Annotated in this window: 13 protein-coding genes, 1 tRNA gene and 1 pseudogene; 9 read left to right on the top strand and 6 right to left on the bottom strand. The window is 36.0% G+C overall.

Annotation, left to right across the window (positions count from 1 at the left end; translation table 11 throughout):
- The coding region (locus LQV35_RS08860) for a PDC sensor domain-containing protein (protein WP_230057519.1) at positions 1 to 1,389 on the bottom strand (1,389 nt) is incomplete at its 3' end.
- A 338-nt stretch (positions 1,390 to 1,727) separates the two neighbouring features.
- On the opposite strand from LQV35_RS08860, the gene LQV35_RS08855 reads away from it, so the two are divergent.
- Positions 1,728 to 2,681 carry a hypothetical protein gene (locus LQV35_RS08855; RefSeq protein ID WP_230057518.1) on the top strand — a complete coding sequence of 318 codons (954 nt, stop codon included), beginning with the start codon at positions 1,728 to 1,730 and terminating at the stop codon, positions 2,679 to 2,681.
- A gap of 209 nt (positions 2,682 to 2,890) precedes the next feature.
- Here the strand turns inward: LQV35_RS08855 and LQV35_RS08850 are convergent.
- A tRNA-Ser gene (locus tag LQV35_RS08850) sits at positions 2,891 to 2,978 on the bottom strand.
- A 120-nt stretch (positions 2,979 to 3,098) separates the two neighbouring features.
- On the opposite strand from LQV35_RS08850, the gene LQV35_RS08845 reads away from it, so the two are divergent.
- Complete coding sequence (locus LQV35_RS08845) at positions 3,099 to 4,388, top strand: NnrS family protein (protein ID WP_230057517.1); 1,290 nt, start codon at positions 3,099 to 3,101, stop codon at positions 4,386 to 4,388.
- Here the strand turns inward: LQV35_RS08845 and thiM are convergent.
- The gene (gene thiM / locus LQV35_RS08840; RefSeq protein ID WP_230057516.1) at positions 4,385 to 5,194 is read right to left on the bottom strand and encodes a hydroxyethylthiazole kinase; all 810 of its coding nucleotides are present in this window, start codon (positions 5,192 to 5,194) and stop codon (positions 4,385 to 4,387) included. The two genes, LQV35_RS08845 and thiM, sit on opposite strands and share 4 nt — an antisense overlap.
- Before the next feature lie 129 nt (positions 5,195 to 5,323).
- Here thiM and LQV35_RS08835 point away from each other — a divergent pair, with 129 nt between their 5' ends.
- The 3 genes and pseudogenes from LQV35_RS08835 to LQV35_RS08820 all read left to right on the top strand — a co-directional run bounded on the left by LQV35_RS08835 (position 5,324) and on the right by LQV35_RS08820 (position 7,512).
- Complete coding sequence (locus tag LQV35_RS08835; RefSeq protein WP_230057520.1) at positions 5,324 to 6,625, top strand: hemolysin family protein; 1,302 nt, start codon at positions 5,324 to 5,326, stop codon at positions 6,623 to 6,625.
- 168 nt (positions 6,626 to 6,793) lie between these two features.
- Positions 6,794 to 7,290: pseudogene (locus LQV35_RS08825) on the top strand (DUF2314 domain-containing protein).
- Between the two features lie 12 nt (positions 7,291 to 7,302).
- The gene (locus LQV35_RS08820) at positions 7,303 to 7,512 is read left to right on the top strand and encodes a hypothetical protein (RefSeq protein ID WP_230057514.1); all 210 of its coding nucleotides are present in this window, start codon (positions 7,303 to 7,305) and stop codon (positions 7,510 to 7,512) included.
- Positions 7,513 to 7,737: 225 nt separating this feature from the next.
- Here the strand turns inward: LQV35_RS08820 and LQV35_RS08815 are convergent, their stop codons facing one another.
- On the bottom strand, positions 7,738 to 8,190 hold the full coding sequence (locus LQV35_RS08815; protein WP_230057513.1) for a DIP1984 family protein: 453 nt from the start codon (positions 8,188 to 8,190) through the stop codon (positions 7,738 to 7,740).
- A gap of 90 nt (positions 8,191 to 8,280) precedes the next feature.
- Between LQV35_RS08815 and LQV35_RS08810 the strand changes: the two genes are divergently transcribed.
- A complete protein-coding gene (locus tag LQV35_RS08810; protein ID WP_230057512.1) occupies positions 8,281 to 9,126 on the top strand; it encodes a fumarate hydratase in 846 nt (281 codons plus the stop codon).
- A 9-nt stretch (positions 9,127 to 9,135) separates the two neighbouring features.
- Positions 9,136 to 9,696, top strand: a complete 561-nt coding sequence (locus LQV35_RS08805; RefSeq protein ID WP_230057511.1) for a Fe-S-containing hydro-lyase — start codon at positions 9,136 to 9,138, stop codon at positions 9,694 to 9,696.
- Between the two features lie 58 nt (positions 9,697 to 9,754).
- Here the strand turns inward: LQV35_RS08805 and cheQ are convergent, their stop codons facing one another.
- Together cheQ and LQV35_RS08795 are read right to left on the bottom strand one after the other, a co-directional pair.
- Entirely contained in the window at positions 9,755 to 10,228 is a 474-nt protein-coding gene (cheQ, locus tag LQV35_RS08800; RefSeq protein ID WP_230057510.1) for a cheVAW transcriptional regulator CheQ, read from the bottom strand.
- A gap of 2 nt (positions 10,229 to 10,230) precedes the next feature.
- Positions 10,231 to 10,455, bottom strand: coding sequence for a DUF2798 domain-containing protein (locus LQV35_RS08795; protein WP_230057509.1), 225 nt, complete (start codon positions 10,453 to 10,455; stop codon positions 10,231 to 10,233).
- A 90-nt stretch (positions 10,456 to 10,545) separates the two neighbouring features.
- Between LQV35_RS08795 and LQV35_RS08790 the strand changes: the two genes are divergently transcribed.
- Positions 10,546 to 14,202, top strand: a complete 3,657-nt coding sequence (locus tag LQV35_RS08790) for a DUF748 domain-containing protein (protein ID WP_230057508.1) — start codon at positions 10,546 to 10,548, stop codon at positions 14,200 to 14,202.
- Positions 14,203 to 14,229: 27 nt separating this feature from the next.
- Positions 14,230 to 14,604 carry a RidA family protein gene (locus LQV35_RS08785; protein WP_230057507.1) on the top strand — a complete coding sequence of 125 codons (375 nt, stop codon included), beginning with the start codon at positions 14,230 to 14,232 and terminating at the stop codon, positions 14,602 to 14,604.
- Positions 14,605 to 14,727 lie beyond the last annotated feature (123 nt).

The raw sequence follows: 14,727 nt of genomic DNA, 5'->3' as shown, positions 1-14,727 counted from the left end.
ACTCATCTCTTCAACTGCTGCTGCACTTTCTTGTAAGCTATTTGCTTGAGAGTTTGCTCCATCTGTTACTTGTTTCATAGAATCAGCTAGGATTTGAGCTTTTTGTTGAAGGATTTGGGCTTGTTCAAAGCTTGCAGTGAGCATTCTTCTTATCTCTTCTCCAAGAGCGTTGATACCAACTGCCATTTTACCGCTATCTTCTAGTTTTGCTGTGAAGTCTTGGTTGGTGTAGCTGTTTAGTAAATTTTCAATATCCACTATATTTTTAGAAACAGCTGTGCTAAGTGCCACCTGAAGCGCTTTAAATGTGTCGCTTAGTTTATTTAGTGCAGGGTTTGTGGTGCTTGCGTGAAGTTGTGCTGTAAAATCGCCCGATTTTATCTTATCAACAAAGTTATTTGCATCACTAATAAAATCATTTTCAAGAATTTTATCTTTTTCTATCTTTGAGATATTTTCATTAACAAGTTTTGCCATTTGACCAAATTCATCAGAAGAGTTTATATCTATCGGCATTGCTTTGTTTGATTTGAAATTTAAAAAGTCAAAAAATGAAAGCAAGCCATCTTTTATCTTTAATATATTTTTAAGCAGATAACTAGATAAAACAAGAGATATGATAAGCCCTACAAGAACTGATACAACGATAACTATCAAAGAAGCATTTAGAATATTTTGAAGATCTTTAAGCGGCACATCTTCGTCCATTTCACCTATAAGATACCAGTCCATACTAGGGACATATTGTGATGCGATCAGTAAATTTCTATCGCCATTATAGTGAGATATGACTCCGCCTTTTTCATTTAATAAAGCATCAACTTTATCTTTACTCATGACATCTGATAGCTTTGCTTTGCCGACTCTGTCGCTATTTTCTATCCTAATAACGCCATTTTTATCGACCATTAAAAACTTACTTCCCTCGCCCATAGTCTTTGAAGTCACAAGTTTTACGACATTATCTAAGCTTACTCCAATAGAGCTTATACCGTAGTAGTTTGCATCTTTCATCACCTTACTATTAACAAAGAGCATTATTTCGCCAGTGCCCTCAAATTCTTGAATATTTATAGAGTTTATAGCCTCACCATTTTTAGCATTAAAATACCACGAATCACGCTCATTACTTTTGCTTAATGTCTTTAAAACGCCCTTGTTTGTATAGTATTTTAAGCTTTTATCAGATATAAATACAGCAGTTGAAAGCGATAAATTTTTCATCAAAGCATCGTTGTACTCTAAAAGAACTGGCATTTGCTCCTCAGGTTCGCCCTCATCAACCCAGTTTGTAAGAAATCTATTTTGTGTCATTTGAAATGATGCGTTTATGACTCTGTTTATAGATGACTCCACTTCTAGCTCGACATTTTTAACAGCTAGCGGCAACTCTTGTTCGATGATTCTTTCTTTATGGATATCAGAGCGATCTTATAAGTTATAAAGCTAACACAAATAATTAGCGCTAAAATAGGCACTACCAGCCCAGCTATAATCTTAATCCTTAGTGACTTCATGTAAAATCCTTTTTGTAAAAATTTGCGTATTATATTATTTAAAGCTGTGATAGATATTAAAATCAAAATAAGTCTTTTAAACTTAATTTTTTGACCTTAAAATGAGAATAAATTTATTTTTTATAAACAAATTCTAAAATTTGTCGATATGTGATATAAGATACTTTAGATATATAAAAATTTGTAAAAAACAATATAAGAGAGAAGTACATGTTAAACAGCTTAAATGGATTGAGTTCGGGTAGAAATTTTGGTTATCGCAAGCTAAGCAATAATCTTAACAATTTATCAGAGATTAAGACTGCTAAAACGCTTGATATTAAAATGGACTTCAATAAATTTAACGAGAATTGGCGAAAAGAGTTAAAGCTAGATGACAACGAATCTTTAAATGTCCGTAGGATATTTTCACTAAGCGGATACACAAAAGACGATAAAATAAGCATGTGGGGTAAGATAAATGGTCTTGATACCTCTATAAGTAAAAATGAGTCTGATAGTCTAAAAAGGTTTATAGATAGCACAAAAGCTCTGAGCTTGGACTATGAATTTGGTTATGCAGGACAAGTGTTTAAAGTAGATGAGCTTATTGATAAATTTGATATAAAACTTGGCACTATAGGCACAGGACTTGGCATTTCGCTAGTTTCAAGAGATGCTTCAAAGCTTCTTGATGCGGATATGGATGTTAAAGAATTTAAAAATAAGTGGTTAGAATATGCGGTCGAAAAAATTTTAGGCGATCGCGCTAATGTTAAAATATCTTTAGAAGACGACTCTTTGCTTATAACCCAAACATCAGCTAATAAAAGAGTTATGTTTTTTAATCAAACTCCCCAAAATAGAGTAATATATGAAAATGAACAAAGCAAACAGCAATTTTTAGATTTTTTGAAAAATGGCTTTGAAAATGACAAAAATATTGGAGATATTTTAAATGAAATAGCGATAAAAACCTTAGATGCTTACAATGTAGCGCAAGAAGAATATAATACAGATGATAACTTTACGCCCATTCAATCACAAAGTAAAAACAATCAGGACTATGATATAAACAAGGATGATAAATTTATCTACGAAAGAGAGCTTTTAAAGCGCGAACAAGAGCGAGGCATAGATGTTTTGCATCTTATGCAAAAGCTTGAAGAAAATGGCTATAGATAATATGGTTTAGTGGTTAGAAAATTTAACCCAGTTTTTATAAGATTGACATTTTGCAAAAAGAGCAAAAGTAGTTTAGTAATCTTTGCTTGTTTATCAAGTTATAGGTGGTATTTATCTTCTTTTTTTGTGCCTATGGTTGTCATTTTTGGTCCTTAATATGAGTTATTTAGAAATTTTTAGAAAAAAATAAAACGGAGAAAAAAAGTTAGTGGCGGATAGAGAGAGATTCGAACTCTCGGTGAGTTGCCCCACACACGCGTTCCAGGCGTGCTCCTTAAACCACTCGGACATCTACCCAAAGTGTAAATTATACAAATTTTCATCTTAAAAACCATGTAAATTTCTTGTGCTTCATCAATGTAAAAGTAAATTTTTCACGATAAAATAAGGCAAAATAAAATAAATTTCGGAGCAAATATGTTTAAACCATCAGGACAAAATACCATATTTTCTAGCCAAAAATCACCACAAAGCCAAGTGCTAAAATTTTCACCAACACCTATGCCATCTAAAGGTCGATTTGCCACTTGGTATGAGCGGTTTTGTGCACAACCACACCAGCCACTTTTTGTAAGTGGCATGCTTGGACTCATCGCCTTTACATTTTTGCTTCTTGGCGTTTATACGGGCGCTTTAAATATCGGCTATGGCGTGATAGACTTTCATGCATATGCCTTTGTTTTTATCGTTTTTATACAGTTTTTTCTTGGCTTTTTATTTGTAGTTTTTCCAAAATTCTTAGTCCAAGCACAGATACCATCGCGCATTTATATGCGTCATTTTTTTGCTTATGCTATTAGCACTGCTGGTATTTTGATGGCTTTCTTGTTTGATTTTGATGCAAAAATTTTTATGATTTTAAACTTGGTAGCGCAAATTTTTAGCTTTTTCTTACTTTTTAATATCCACAAAAAGTCACTTTTAAAAGATAAACACGATACTTTTTGGGTGTTAGTCGGGCTTGCTAGCGGGCTAATGTTTCATGCTTTGTTTTTGTTAGCTAAGTTTGGCGTAGGGTCTGAGTTTTTTGCGATATATGGGGGTTTTTATCTATTTTTGTTTGTTGTGGTTTATGCGGTTTCACAGCGCATGATACCATTTTTTACATCGATTAAAGTGCAAGGTTATGTCATAAAGCGCACAAAAATTTTTATGTCTATTTTATATGTATTGCTGTTTTTGCATGTTTTGGGGCTTAGTTTTTTTGGGGCAAAATTTTTACTTTTAACTAGCTTTTTGCTCTTTGTACTTTTTGCTAGGGAGTTTTGTATTTGGAGGCTTCCACTTTTTAGCTCGCCAGCGATACTTTGGGTGCTTTATATCTCTTTGTATTGGATACCGATAGGATTTTTTATCTCATTTTTAGACAGCTTAAATGAAATTTTAAATCTTGGCTTGGTATTTGAAAAAAGTGCATTGCATGCCTTTGCTATAGGATACTTTTTGACGATATTAATAGGCTTTGGTACTCGTGTTACCCTTGGGCATTCAGGGCAAATTCCGCATGCTTCGGGCTTTGCTACGACTATATTTGTTTTTGTTGGGGTTGTGTCTTTTGCGCGTTTGTTTGCAGGAGTTAGTCTAAATTTTGAGCTTGATTATATATTTTTTATCAATTTAAGTGCATTTTTACTAGCGCTTGGACTTATTATCTGGTCTTGTAAATATCTAGTGATACTGGCAAAAGGATTTAAGCCACCACACTAATGGCTTAAAATTTTTGCCCGTTTATTTAGGATATCATCATCTACAAAGCTTAGTGCGTCGATAAAATTTGTTCTAAAGGTAGCGTTTGCTGCGTTATTAGCGATGGTTTTTTCGGCCGCCATTTCACCACTTATGCCAAAGGTGCATACTGCCTTTAGTGCAGCTTCAAATTTATCATCACTTGCGCCTAAAAAAGCTGCCATCACTGCACCCAGCATACATCCGCTACCAGTTATATTTGCCATCATAGGACTACCGTTATTGCAAAGTTTTGTCTGCTTTTCATCTACTATAATGTCAGTTTTTCCAGAAACAGCGACTACGCAGTTATATTTTTTTGCTAAAATTTTAGCCGCATTTATATGCTCAAGTATATCTTTTCCAAGCTCATTTTCGCTAGCATCAACACCCCTTGCTCCACCGGTTTTGCTAGTTAAGAAGCTTATCTCAGAAGCATTTGCACGAATAAGAGTGAAATTTACTTGCTCTAAAAGCCTAAAAGCTGTCTCATTGCGAAGTGTGCTAGCACCGACCCCGACTGGATCAAATACTATAGGTATCTTAAGCTCATTTGCTTTTTTTGCTGATTTTATCATAGATGATATAGTGCGAGAATTTAGTGTTCCTATATTTATAAGTAAGGCATTTGAGATAGCTGTTATTTCACCAACTTCGCTCTCATCATCTGCCATCACTGGCGAAGCACCAACCGAAAGCAATGCATTTGCGACATCGTTTACAGTTACATAGTTTGTTATACAATGAATAAGAGGGCGTTTTTGGCGTAAATGTTGTAAAATTTTCATATTTTTACCTTATTTTTTCGTCAATTTTAACAAAAATTTTAAAAAAATTAGCTTTTATGATATAATGAGCGTTTAAATTTTAAACTTTAAGGATTTTAATTGCACCCCAGTAGCGACAACTCGCTTTTTATGATCGCACTTGCGATATTTTTTGTTTTATTAAACGCCTTCTTTGTTCTTTCTGAATTTGCTATCGTAAAGGTTCGTAAGTCGCGCCTTGAAGAGCTTATAAAAGAGAAAGTCCCAAATTCACAACTTGCATATGATATCTCGAACCGCCTTGATACCTATCTTAGCGCCACTCAGCTTGGTATAACGCTAAGCTCTCTGGCTCTTGGTTGGATAGGCGAGCCAGCGGTGGCAAGACTCATTGAAGAGCCATTGGCTGAGCATTTTGGAGCAAATGCCATTGTGGTTCATAGTGTTTCATTTGCCATTGCATTTACCATTATAACGCTACTTCATGTTGTTATAGGTGAGTTGATACCAAAATCTGTTGCGATAGCAAAAGCTGAAAAATCAGTCCTTAAAATCGCCCGCCCGCTACATATCTTCTGGGTACTTCTTTCGCCAGTTATTCGTATGTTTGATTTTTTAGCTTCGATAGGGCTAAAAATGCTTGGTATAGCACCTGCTAAAGAGAGCGATCTTGCTCACTCTGAAGAGGAGATAAAGATAATTGTCGGCGAGAGCTTGAAGGGCGGAGTGCTTGATGACTTTGAGACAGAGATTATTAAAAATGCGGTCGATTTTAGTGATACGGTCGCAAAAGAGATAATGACACCACGCCGTGATATGGTTTGCATAAATAAACAAAAGAGTTTTGAAGAAAATTTAAAGCTGATTTTTGAGTCAAAATACACACGCTATCCTTATGTGGATGGAAGCAAAGATGTTGTTTTGGGTATGATACACATACGAGATATATTGCAAATTCACTTTGGTGAAAATAAAAATAAAAGCTTTGACGGCATTGTGCGTGAATTTTTAATCGTCCCTGAAAGCCTTTCTATATCAAAGATTATTACCCTAATGAACAAAGAGCAAAAGTCAGCTGCTCTTGTTGTTGATGAGTATGGCGGAACGGCTGGAATTTTAACTATGGAAGATGTCATAGAAGAGGTTTTGGGCGATTTAAATGATGAGCATGATGATGCTAGCGAACAGTATAAAAAGATAAATGATAATATATTTGAATTTAACGGTCGCTATGATCTTGAGAGTGTTGAAGAGCTACTTGGTATAAGTTTTGATGATGAGACGGATCAAGTTACGATAGGTGGCTATGTCTTTAATCTAATAGGTCGCCTGCCTGTTGCCGGGGACAGGGTCGAAGATGAGCTATGCTACTATGAGGTCAGAAAGATGGATGGGGCTAGCATTTTACGCGTAAAAGTTAGAAAAAAGCTCGAAGAGAGCGAACAAGAGTAACTAAACTTAGGTCGGAGCTCTCCGACCTTTTATATTTCTGCATTTAATTTTATAAAATTTTCAAAAAACGACATAATACTTTTAAATTTCAATCAAAGGGGTTAAAATGGCATTTTTTGAAACAATAATCAGTAAGCAAAAGATATAGTTGATGATAAAGTGGTTGATATGCCGATGTTTTATATAAAAAGTGGCGAGGATAAGATGCAAGATGCCTACGAAATGGCATGTGCTATGTTTGGGTATTTTTGGCGTGGGCTGTTTTGGGAGTATCGCCGTATCGTTCCTGCTCTTGATGCGGTTTGCGTGAAAGTGCTTTTACGCAGATGATAGATGGTAAAGAGCGTGGGGAGCATATGTGGGTGAGCGAGATTGATTTTGATGGGGAGTTTATCACGGGTGTGCTGATAAATGATCCTACAAATGTCAAACAAGGTGGTAGCGTTAGAGTGCTAATTAATGAGATAAGCGACTAGATGTTTGGCTATCAGGGCAGGGCATACAGGGCATTTAGCGCGCAAGCTATTAGAAGTGAGATGAGTGAGCAAGAAAGGGCGGAGTATTATGAGGCTTGGGGCTTTGAGTTTGGTGATTTTAACGATATCTTAGTCGTCGTAGATCAAAAGCAAAGTCCGCAAAATTTAACCGTGTATAAACTCCGCTAGTGAATACCGCAAGTGGCTGGGCGAAATTTAGACAAGATAGATGAGCTAAATGAGGCTGGACTTACGATGCTACATGAGTTTGCGATATCTGGTAACCCAACACTTGTAAAGCTTTGGCTTGAGCTGGGAGCTGATAAAAATGCTTTAAGCAAAAGCGGTAAAACTGCAAAAGAGTATGCAAGAGAGCTTGGCTGGAGTGAGATAGAAAAGGTTTTAAAATGAGTTTTACAGGTTTTAAAATTTAAGCCCTTTTGTAAGTTTCAAACACACCCCGTTCCCGCCCTCGCAAATTTCTAGTGTGTGGTAGTAAGAGTTTGAGTTGTAACATTGCGCTTGTAAGTTTAAGGGCTAAATGTAAGCTTGCACTGCCCAAAGTGCTATGTTAAATTTGTGCCACACCCTGACACTGGGTCACACTCGCTAAATTTGTTACCTTTCGTGTTTTAGCTATGCTAGCTCAATACTCCAGTTGCTCTCTTGGATAAGCATATCAAGCTCTCTTAGCTTACGGCTTAGCTCGTTTGATCTAGCTCGTAGCGTCTTGACATCAGCGGAGCTTTGTATCTTTATCTCTGTTTTTGTGCTGCGATTGGTCAGTGATGAAGCGTCTGCGATAAAGTCATTTAGGATGGAAATTTCACGCGATAAACGCTCTTTTTGAGCTAACATTTGCGTTAAGCTTGTGCCGTTTATAATGCTTTTTGCGTTTGTTAAATTTATCCTTGCGACTACGCTTTCAAACTCATTTAAACAGCTTTCAAGCTCTGCTAGCAGTGTCGCTGGCTCCTCGGCTGGCTTTTCGCCCTCTTGAATGGTCGCATTTTGCGATAACCTACGCGAAAGCTCAGAAATTTTGATCTGTAAATCCCCGCGAAGTATAAGTGCTTGTGCTAGTTTCATTTTGTTTTCCTTTTTTATAAAATTATATCATAAATTTAAGTTAAATTTTGTTTTAGGGGTATATAATAGGATAAATTTTAAGGAGGTAAAATGAGAATAGTTCAAGCTTCGCAGATTACGCAAGTCGTGAGTGAGCTGTGCAAAGAAGCCTGTTATGTGGTTACGCCAGATATGCGTGCGGCTTTTATCAAGGCTCAAAGCAGCGAGCGTTCGCCACTTGGCAAGGATATAATAGGTAAAATTTTACAAAACGCAGACCTAGCTCAAAAACGCATAGCACCGATATGTCAAGACACTGGAATGGCGGTTGTGTTTGTAGATCTAGGACAAGATGTGCGTATAGAGGGTGGCTTTATCGAAGATGCCATAAATGCAGGAGTTGCCGAGGGCTATGTAGGCGGATATCTAAGAAAATCAGTTGTAAATGATCCGATTTTTGAGCGTAAAAATACTCAAAATAACACACCAGCAGTTATAAATTTACGTATGGTAAAAGGTGATAAAATTCACATAAAAGTCGCTCCAAAAGGCTTTGGAAGTGAAAACAAGTCCATACTAAAAATGCTCGTGCCAGCCGATGGCTTGGAAGGTGTAAAGAAGGTTTTTTTAGAGGCTGTAAAACTTGCTGGACCAAATGCCTGTCCGCCACTCGTGATAGGCGTAGGCATAGGTGGTACGATGGATAAAGCCGCTCTTATGGCGAAATATGCAGCTGCTAGAAATGCGGATAGTCATAATGCAGATCCTAGATACGCACAGCTTGAAGATGAGTTGTTGCAAATGGCATGTCAAACTGGCGTTGGCCCACAAGGACTAGGTGGAGATAGCACCGCTGTAAAGGTAAATATAGAATGGTATCCAACCCATATCGCAGGACTTCCGGTGGCTATAAATATCAACTGTCATGCAGCACGCCATGCAGAAGCTGAAATTTAAGGAGATATTATGTCAGAGATCAAAAAAATCATCGCACCATTTGATAAAGAGGTGGTAAAAGGTCTAAAAGCAGGCGACAATGTCCTTATCTCAGGCACCATTATAGCAGCTCGCGATGCCGCTCACAAGGCACTTACAGAAACACTAGCAAGGGGTGAAAATTTACCAGTAAATTTAGCTGGCGAGACGATTTATTATCTTGGTCCAAGCCCAGCAAAGCCGGGAGATGTTATCGGTGCAGCAGGCCCTACGACAAGTGGCAGGATGGATAAATACACTCCAACCATGATAAACGAAGTCGGCATAAATGGCATGATAGGCAAAGGATACCGCAGCGAAGCCGTAGTGGAAGCTATGAAAAAATCAGGCTGTGTTTATATGGTGGCCATTGGCGGGGCTGGGGCGCTGATAAGTCAAAGTATCAAAAAATACGAGGTTTTGGCCTATCCTGAGCTTGGTCCAGAGGCGGTGGCAAGGCTCACGGTTGAGGATTTCCCAGCGATTGTGGCTATTGATAGCGAGGGAAATAACTTTTATGAAGTAGGCCAAGCTCCTTATAAGCAAATTTAAATATTTTAAAATTTGGGTAGTGGCAAGGTGTTTTACCCTACCCAAATCCCAAAAGTGCCTAGTAGTATCCCAAACAAAGCGTATCGGTGAGTTTTATACGCTTTTCAAATGGAGTGGGCGAGAAAAATTTACACTTTTCTATGTAAATTCTTAGACTATAATCAAGCCCAAAATCATCGTAAAATTTCTTTAAATTTATAAACTTCACTCCGCAAATTTCGCTAAGTTCAAAGAGCGGATATAGCTTTGATCCGTTTGATTTTATAAGGTGCGAGCTAGCAAGCGTGGTAAATGAGCAAAACACTGAGGTAAGCACTAGCCCGCTTAGATCAGAGCATTTTAAAATCACATCCTGATACTTTGGTAAAATGCTTTTTTTATGTAAAAAAACTATGCGTGAGTTTTCAAATTTTGCCGAGATCACGCCTTTCCAAAACAAATAGGCATTGCCTGAAATTTTGGCATTTTTAGCAAACTCGCAACCCAAAACATAATCATCTAAAAACTCATTTGGTGCTAAGATAAGCTTCATTTTCACTCTTTGCAAATGGCTTTTGTCATCTTTGTGGCTAGCGGCGAGATGATAAGCACGCAAGGATAGGCTAAAACAAAGGCTTTGCCCCAGTTTATAATCCAAATTTTTATAAAATCATCAACAAGTCCAAGGTTTAAAAAGCTTAAAGCACCAGAGATTATAAAGGACATAAAAAGTGCCATGATAAAAGCAAAAACAAACCTAAAATACCGCACAGGAAACATAAAAAGCCTTTTTTATGCGATTATAACATAAAAATTTTTTATTTATTTGCCTTGCTTTGTTATAATGCAGAAAATTTATAAGGTATAATCTTGAGAAATCTATATAAAAAATACAAAAAGTCTTGTATCTTTTTTCTAACAGTTGTTTTTTTGATAGCATTTTATACAATTTTTGGTTTTTTTGGTGTGCCATGGATTCTAAAAAGCGTTATCCCAAGTTTTTTGGCTGATAAAAATGCAACACTAATCGTAAAAGAGGCAAAATTTCACCCTTATAAATTTGAACTAAATGCTACTGATGTGAGTCTAAAAACTTATGCTGATATTTTTAGCGTAAAGCAACTTGATTTTGAGCTGAATTTTTCTGAAATTTTTTCAAAAAATATAAACATAGAAGTTATTAGACTTTTTGAGCCATATACAAATATCCAAAGAGAGGCAAATTTTACATTTAACTTTGATTCACTAGTTGTTAGTAGCGATAGCAAAAATAGCGATGAAAACGATAATAAAGAGAGCTTTTTTAACCTTACTTTAAATAAATTTAAGATCATAAATGGCGATGTCCGCTATGCTGATGCGAGCCTAAAGCGTCCATTTGAGGTGAAACTAAATGACCTAAACTACGAGATAAAAAACATAAATCTTAAAGAGTATAGTATCGGTAAGCACATACTAGAGACAAATTCAAATGTTCTTGAGGAGTTTGACTGGCGAGGCGGCGTGAGCTTAAATCCATTAAAAATTTATGGCGACATCAAGCTTGGCGGCTTAAAAATGGATAAAATTTGGCAAAGCTATATGAGCGATCTCGATTTCAATGTCACAAAAGGTACGATAGATACCACGCTAAAATATAGCATAAATATCGGTGATGAGGGTGTTGGCTTAAGTTTTGATGACTCAAAAATCATCGCAAAAAATTTTAACATAAATGAGCAAAATAGCACAATAAAGCTTGATAATCTTGCTTTTGAGGATATAAATTTTAAGGGAAATTTTAGTGGAAAAAACGATCTTAAGCTAAATATAGGGCAAGCTCTTTTTGATGGTTTTTCAAAAGATGAAATTTTGCTTAAAAGTGGCGAGGTCAATAATATTTTATTTAATCTCTTAAGAGATGAAAGCCTGAGCCTTGATGGTGAAATTTCAGGGTTAAAAATAAGTGGTATAGAGCATAATTCAAGTAGTTTTGCTAGTATTAATGAAGTTGTTTTGAATGCCTTAAAGTATGATATGAGCGATGTTTTTCGTCTTAATTTGTTGGATTTAAATAGCTCAGGTCTTTCTTTTAAAGATGAGCAAAATTTTGCAAATATCGACACTTTTTTGATAAAAAATGTATCAGCTAGTTTTGGACTAGATGATAAGCAGTTTATACTTTCTTTGCCAAAAATTGGTCTAAATAACACTATCTTTAAAAATCCCCAAATAAGCGTAAAAAATGATATTTTTTATCTAAACAACCTTAATCTTAGTGCAAAAGATGAGTTTGGTTATATGGATATTAGTGGTGATGATTTTGGTTTTAAGGGGACTAAATTTCAAGGTTTTGACTTTGATGTAGCGAGTCAAGATATAGAGTTTTTAGACCTAAATGTGAGTCTAAAAAATGAGCAAAACACAACAAGCATAGCAACAAATTTATCTAATATCAAAACTAAACCAATTCAAGTAAATGCAAAAAATGAGAAGTTTGTTGTGGTTGATGATATAAGTGCAAATGGATTAAAATTTGATGGAAAAAATGCAGAGCTTGACTCCTTAATGCTAGGTAAAAGCGATATATTCTCTTCGTCAAAGAGTTTTGCTGGATTTAAAAAATTAGCAGTAAATGGCTTAAATTTTGAGCTTTTACAAACGGCACTTGACATAAAAGATGTAAAATTTGACTCACTTTTTTATAATGATGAGCTAAGTAAAGATGGCTCAAAAGCTATAAACGAGCTTGCTATACTAAAATCTAACAAGAAAAATACGCCAAAAATAGCCAAAAAAGATAAAAGCTATGAGACAAATTTTGTGGCAAATATAGAAAATATAGAGTTTTTAAATGCTAGCTCAAAGATCACGCAAAGTTTTACTGATGAGGCTATGAAGCATGAAATAGGGCTTAAAGGTGCGAAAATTTCAAACTTTTCAAGTGATTTAAGTAAGCCATTTGGTGTAAATTTAGCTCTAAAAACTAGCGACGATGTTACCTTGGAAGCAAAGGGTAAAGTGGCTATCGAGCCTTTAAATGCAGAGCTTCAAACGAAAGTTGTGGCTGGGGATTTGACAAAATTTAATGCCATTTTGAGTAAATATTTAAATGCTAGCATAGCACAAGGTGTGGCAAATTTTCAAAGTAGCGTAAAACTTGACAAGAGCTACAAGATAAATGGAAAATTTGGGCTTAAAAATTTTATTTTAAATGATACAAACGGTACAAAGGTGGCTGGTGTAAATGAGCTTGAGATAAAAAAGATATTGCTTAATAAAAAGGGCGTAGACATCACTGATGTTACGATAAATGAGCCTTTTGCAAAGGTGCATATCTTTAAAGACAAGAGTATAAATCTCTCTCGGCTCTCTAAGCAAAATGATAATAAGTCTGAACAAAAAAATGAGCAAAAGCCCAATAAATCAAGTAAAGATGAATTTCAAACTAGCATAAAAAATATTAGCCTAAATAATGCAAATATCGACTTTAGCGATGATAGCTTGGTGCTTCCATTTGTTTTTGATATAAGAAATTTAAATGCTCAGATAGATAAAGTAAGTAGTGGCGATGTTACAAACATATCTATGCAAGGCACGGTCGGAAGTGGTGGAAGTGCGAGTATTCAGAGCCGAATTGATGTGTTTGAGCCAAAGAAATTTAGCGATATAAAGCTAAAATTTAAGGATGTTGAACTAAATGAGATAACGCCTTATAGTGCGACTTTTGTAGGGCGAAAGATAGATAGTGGGCTTATAAGTTTATCGCTTGCTTACTTGATAAAAGATGGCAAAATGGATGGCAAAAATAATGTCGTAATCGACACGATAAAACTTGGAGAGAGCGTGGAGTCTGCAGATGCGATGAGCTTGCCACTGCAGCTTGCAATATCTATTTTGCAAGATTCTAGAAACATTATCGACTTAAATTTGCCAGTTAGTGGCGATCTGGATAATCCTGAGTTTAGCTATGGGGGCATTGTTTGGCAGGCTATCGTCCAGCTTTTTAATGATGTTGTGACCTCGCCGTTTAGGCTGCTTGGAAATGTGCTTGGTATAGCAAATTCTCAGGAACTTTCTACTATTGATTTTAGTGCGGGGGATGGCGAATTTATGGAATCACAGGCAAAAAAAGTAGAGCAATTTAAGACGATAACTGAGACAAAAAAGGATATAATTTTCGTGATAAATCCATCTTATGATGAGACGATAGATAAGCTTGCCATTCAAAAACGCTTGTTAGATAGGGATATTGCGATGCAGGCAAATGCACGAAATATAAGTGAAATGCAAGTCATCAAAGAGCTTTCGATGCGTAAATTTAAGAGCGTACCACAAAATGCGTATGATGAGCTCATTAAGATGAGAGAAATTTCAGAAAGTGCGCTTGAAAAGCTTGCAAATGAGCGTGCAAATAGCCTAAAGCAAATGATGATAAAAACTGGAGTGCCAAGCGATCAGGTAAAAGTTTCAGATAAGCTTCAAAAAGTCAAGGCTAAAATGGAGCTTTATATCCCACTCCCAATCGGTATAGAAAATAGACAGTAAATTTCAGACAATTTATAAGGAGAAAATATGAAAAAAATCATACACACACGAAGTGCCCCTCAGGCTATAGGTCCATATTCGCAGGCAGTCATCGCCAATGGTTTTTTGTTTGCGTCAGGTCAGCTTGGTGTAACGCCAGCGGGTGAGTTTGCTGGAAAGGACATCGCAACACAAGCAAAGCAAAGCATGGAGAATGTTCGTGCGATACTAGCTGCGGCGGATATTGGTTTTGAAAATATTGTAAAAACAACGATATTTTTAGCTGATATTAATGATTTTGCGGCTGTAAATGAAATTTATGCGAGCTATTTTAGTGGAGAATTTCCTGCTAGAAGCACAGTTGCTGTAAAAACTTTACCAAAAAATGGACTTGTAGAGATTGAAGTTATAGCTCAAATTTAGTTGTTTATATATTTAATGTAAGTAAACCCCAAATTTACTTACATCCCATTTTATCTCTAAGCTCATCTTATTACTATATATTATATATTTCTACACTGTTTTTAATATTTTTTCAACTTTTTA

Origin of the sequence: Campylobacter suis, from assembly GCF_905120475.1 — a bacterium.
Taxonomy (GTDB): domain Bacteria; phylum Campylobacterota; class Campylobacteria; order Campylobacterales; family Campylobacteraceae; genus Campylobacter_A; species Campylobacter_A suis.
This window is presented reverse-complemented; position numbering and strand designations above follow the sequence as displayed.

Excerpts from the sequence above, each read along its gene's own strand:
- LQV35_RS08855 (WP_230057518.1), top strand. The coding sequence starts at position 1,728 with ATGTTAAACAGCTTAAATGGATTGAGTTCGGGTAGAAATTTTGGTTAT.
- LQV35_RS08845 (WP_230057517.1), top strand. The coding sequence starts at position 3,099 with ATGTTTAAACCATCAGGACAAAATACCATATTTTCTAGCCAAAAATCA.
- thiM (WP_230057516.1), bottom strand. The coding sequence starts at position 5,194 with ATGAAAATTTTACAACATTTACGCCAAAAACGCCCTCTTATTCATTGT.
- LQV35_RS08835 (WP_230057520.1), top strand. The coding sequence starts at position 5,324 with ATGATCGCACTTGCGATATTTTTTGTTTTATTAAACGCCTTCTTTGTT.
- LQV35_RS08815 (WP_230057513.1), bottom strand. The coding sequence starts at position 8,190 with ATGAAACTAGCACAAGCACTTATACTTCGCGGGGATTTACAGATCAAA.
- LQV35_RS08810 (WP_230057512.1), top strand. The coding sequence starts at position 8,281 with ATGAGAATAGTTCAAGCTTCGCAGATTACGCAAGTCGTGAGTGAGCTG.
- LQV35_RS08805 (WP_230057511.1), top strand. The coding sequence starts at position 9,136 with ATGTCAGAGATCAAAAAAATCATCGCACCATTTGATAAAGAGGTGGTA.
- cheQ (WP_230057510.1), bottom strand. The coding sequence starts at position 10,228 with ATGAAGCTTATCTTAGCACCAAATGAGTTTTTAGATGATTATGTTTTG.
- LQV35_RS08795 (WP_230057509.1), bottom strand. The coding sequence starts at position 10,455 with ATGTTTCCTGTGCGGTATTTTAGGTTTGTTTTTGCTTTTATCATGGCA.
- LQV35_RS08785 (WP_230057507.1), top strand. The coding sequence starts at position 14,230 with ATGAAAAAAATCATACACACACGAAGTGCCCCTCAGGCTATAGGTCCA.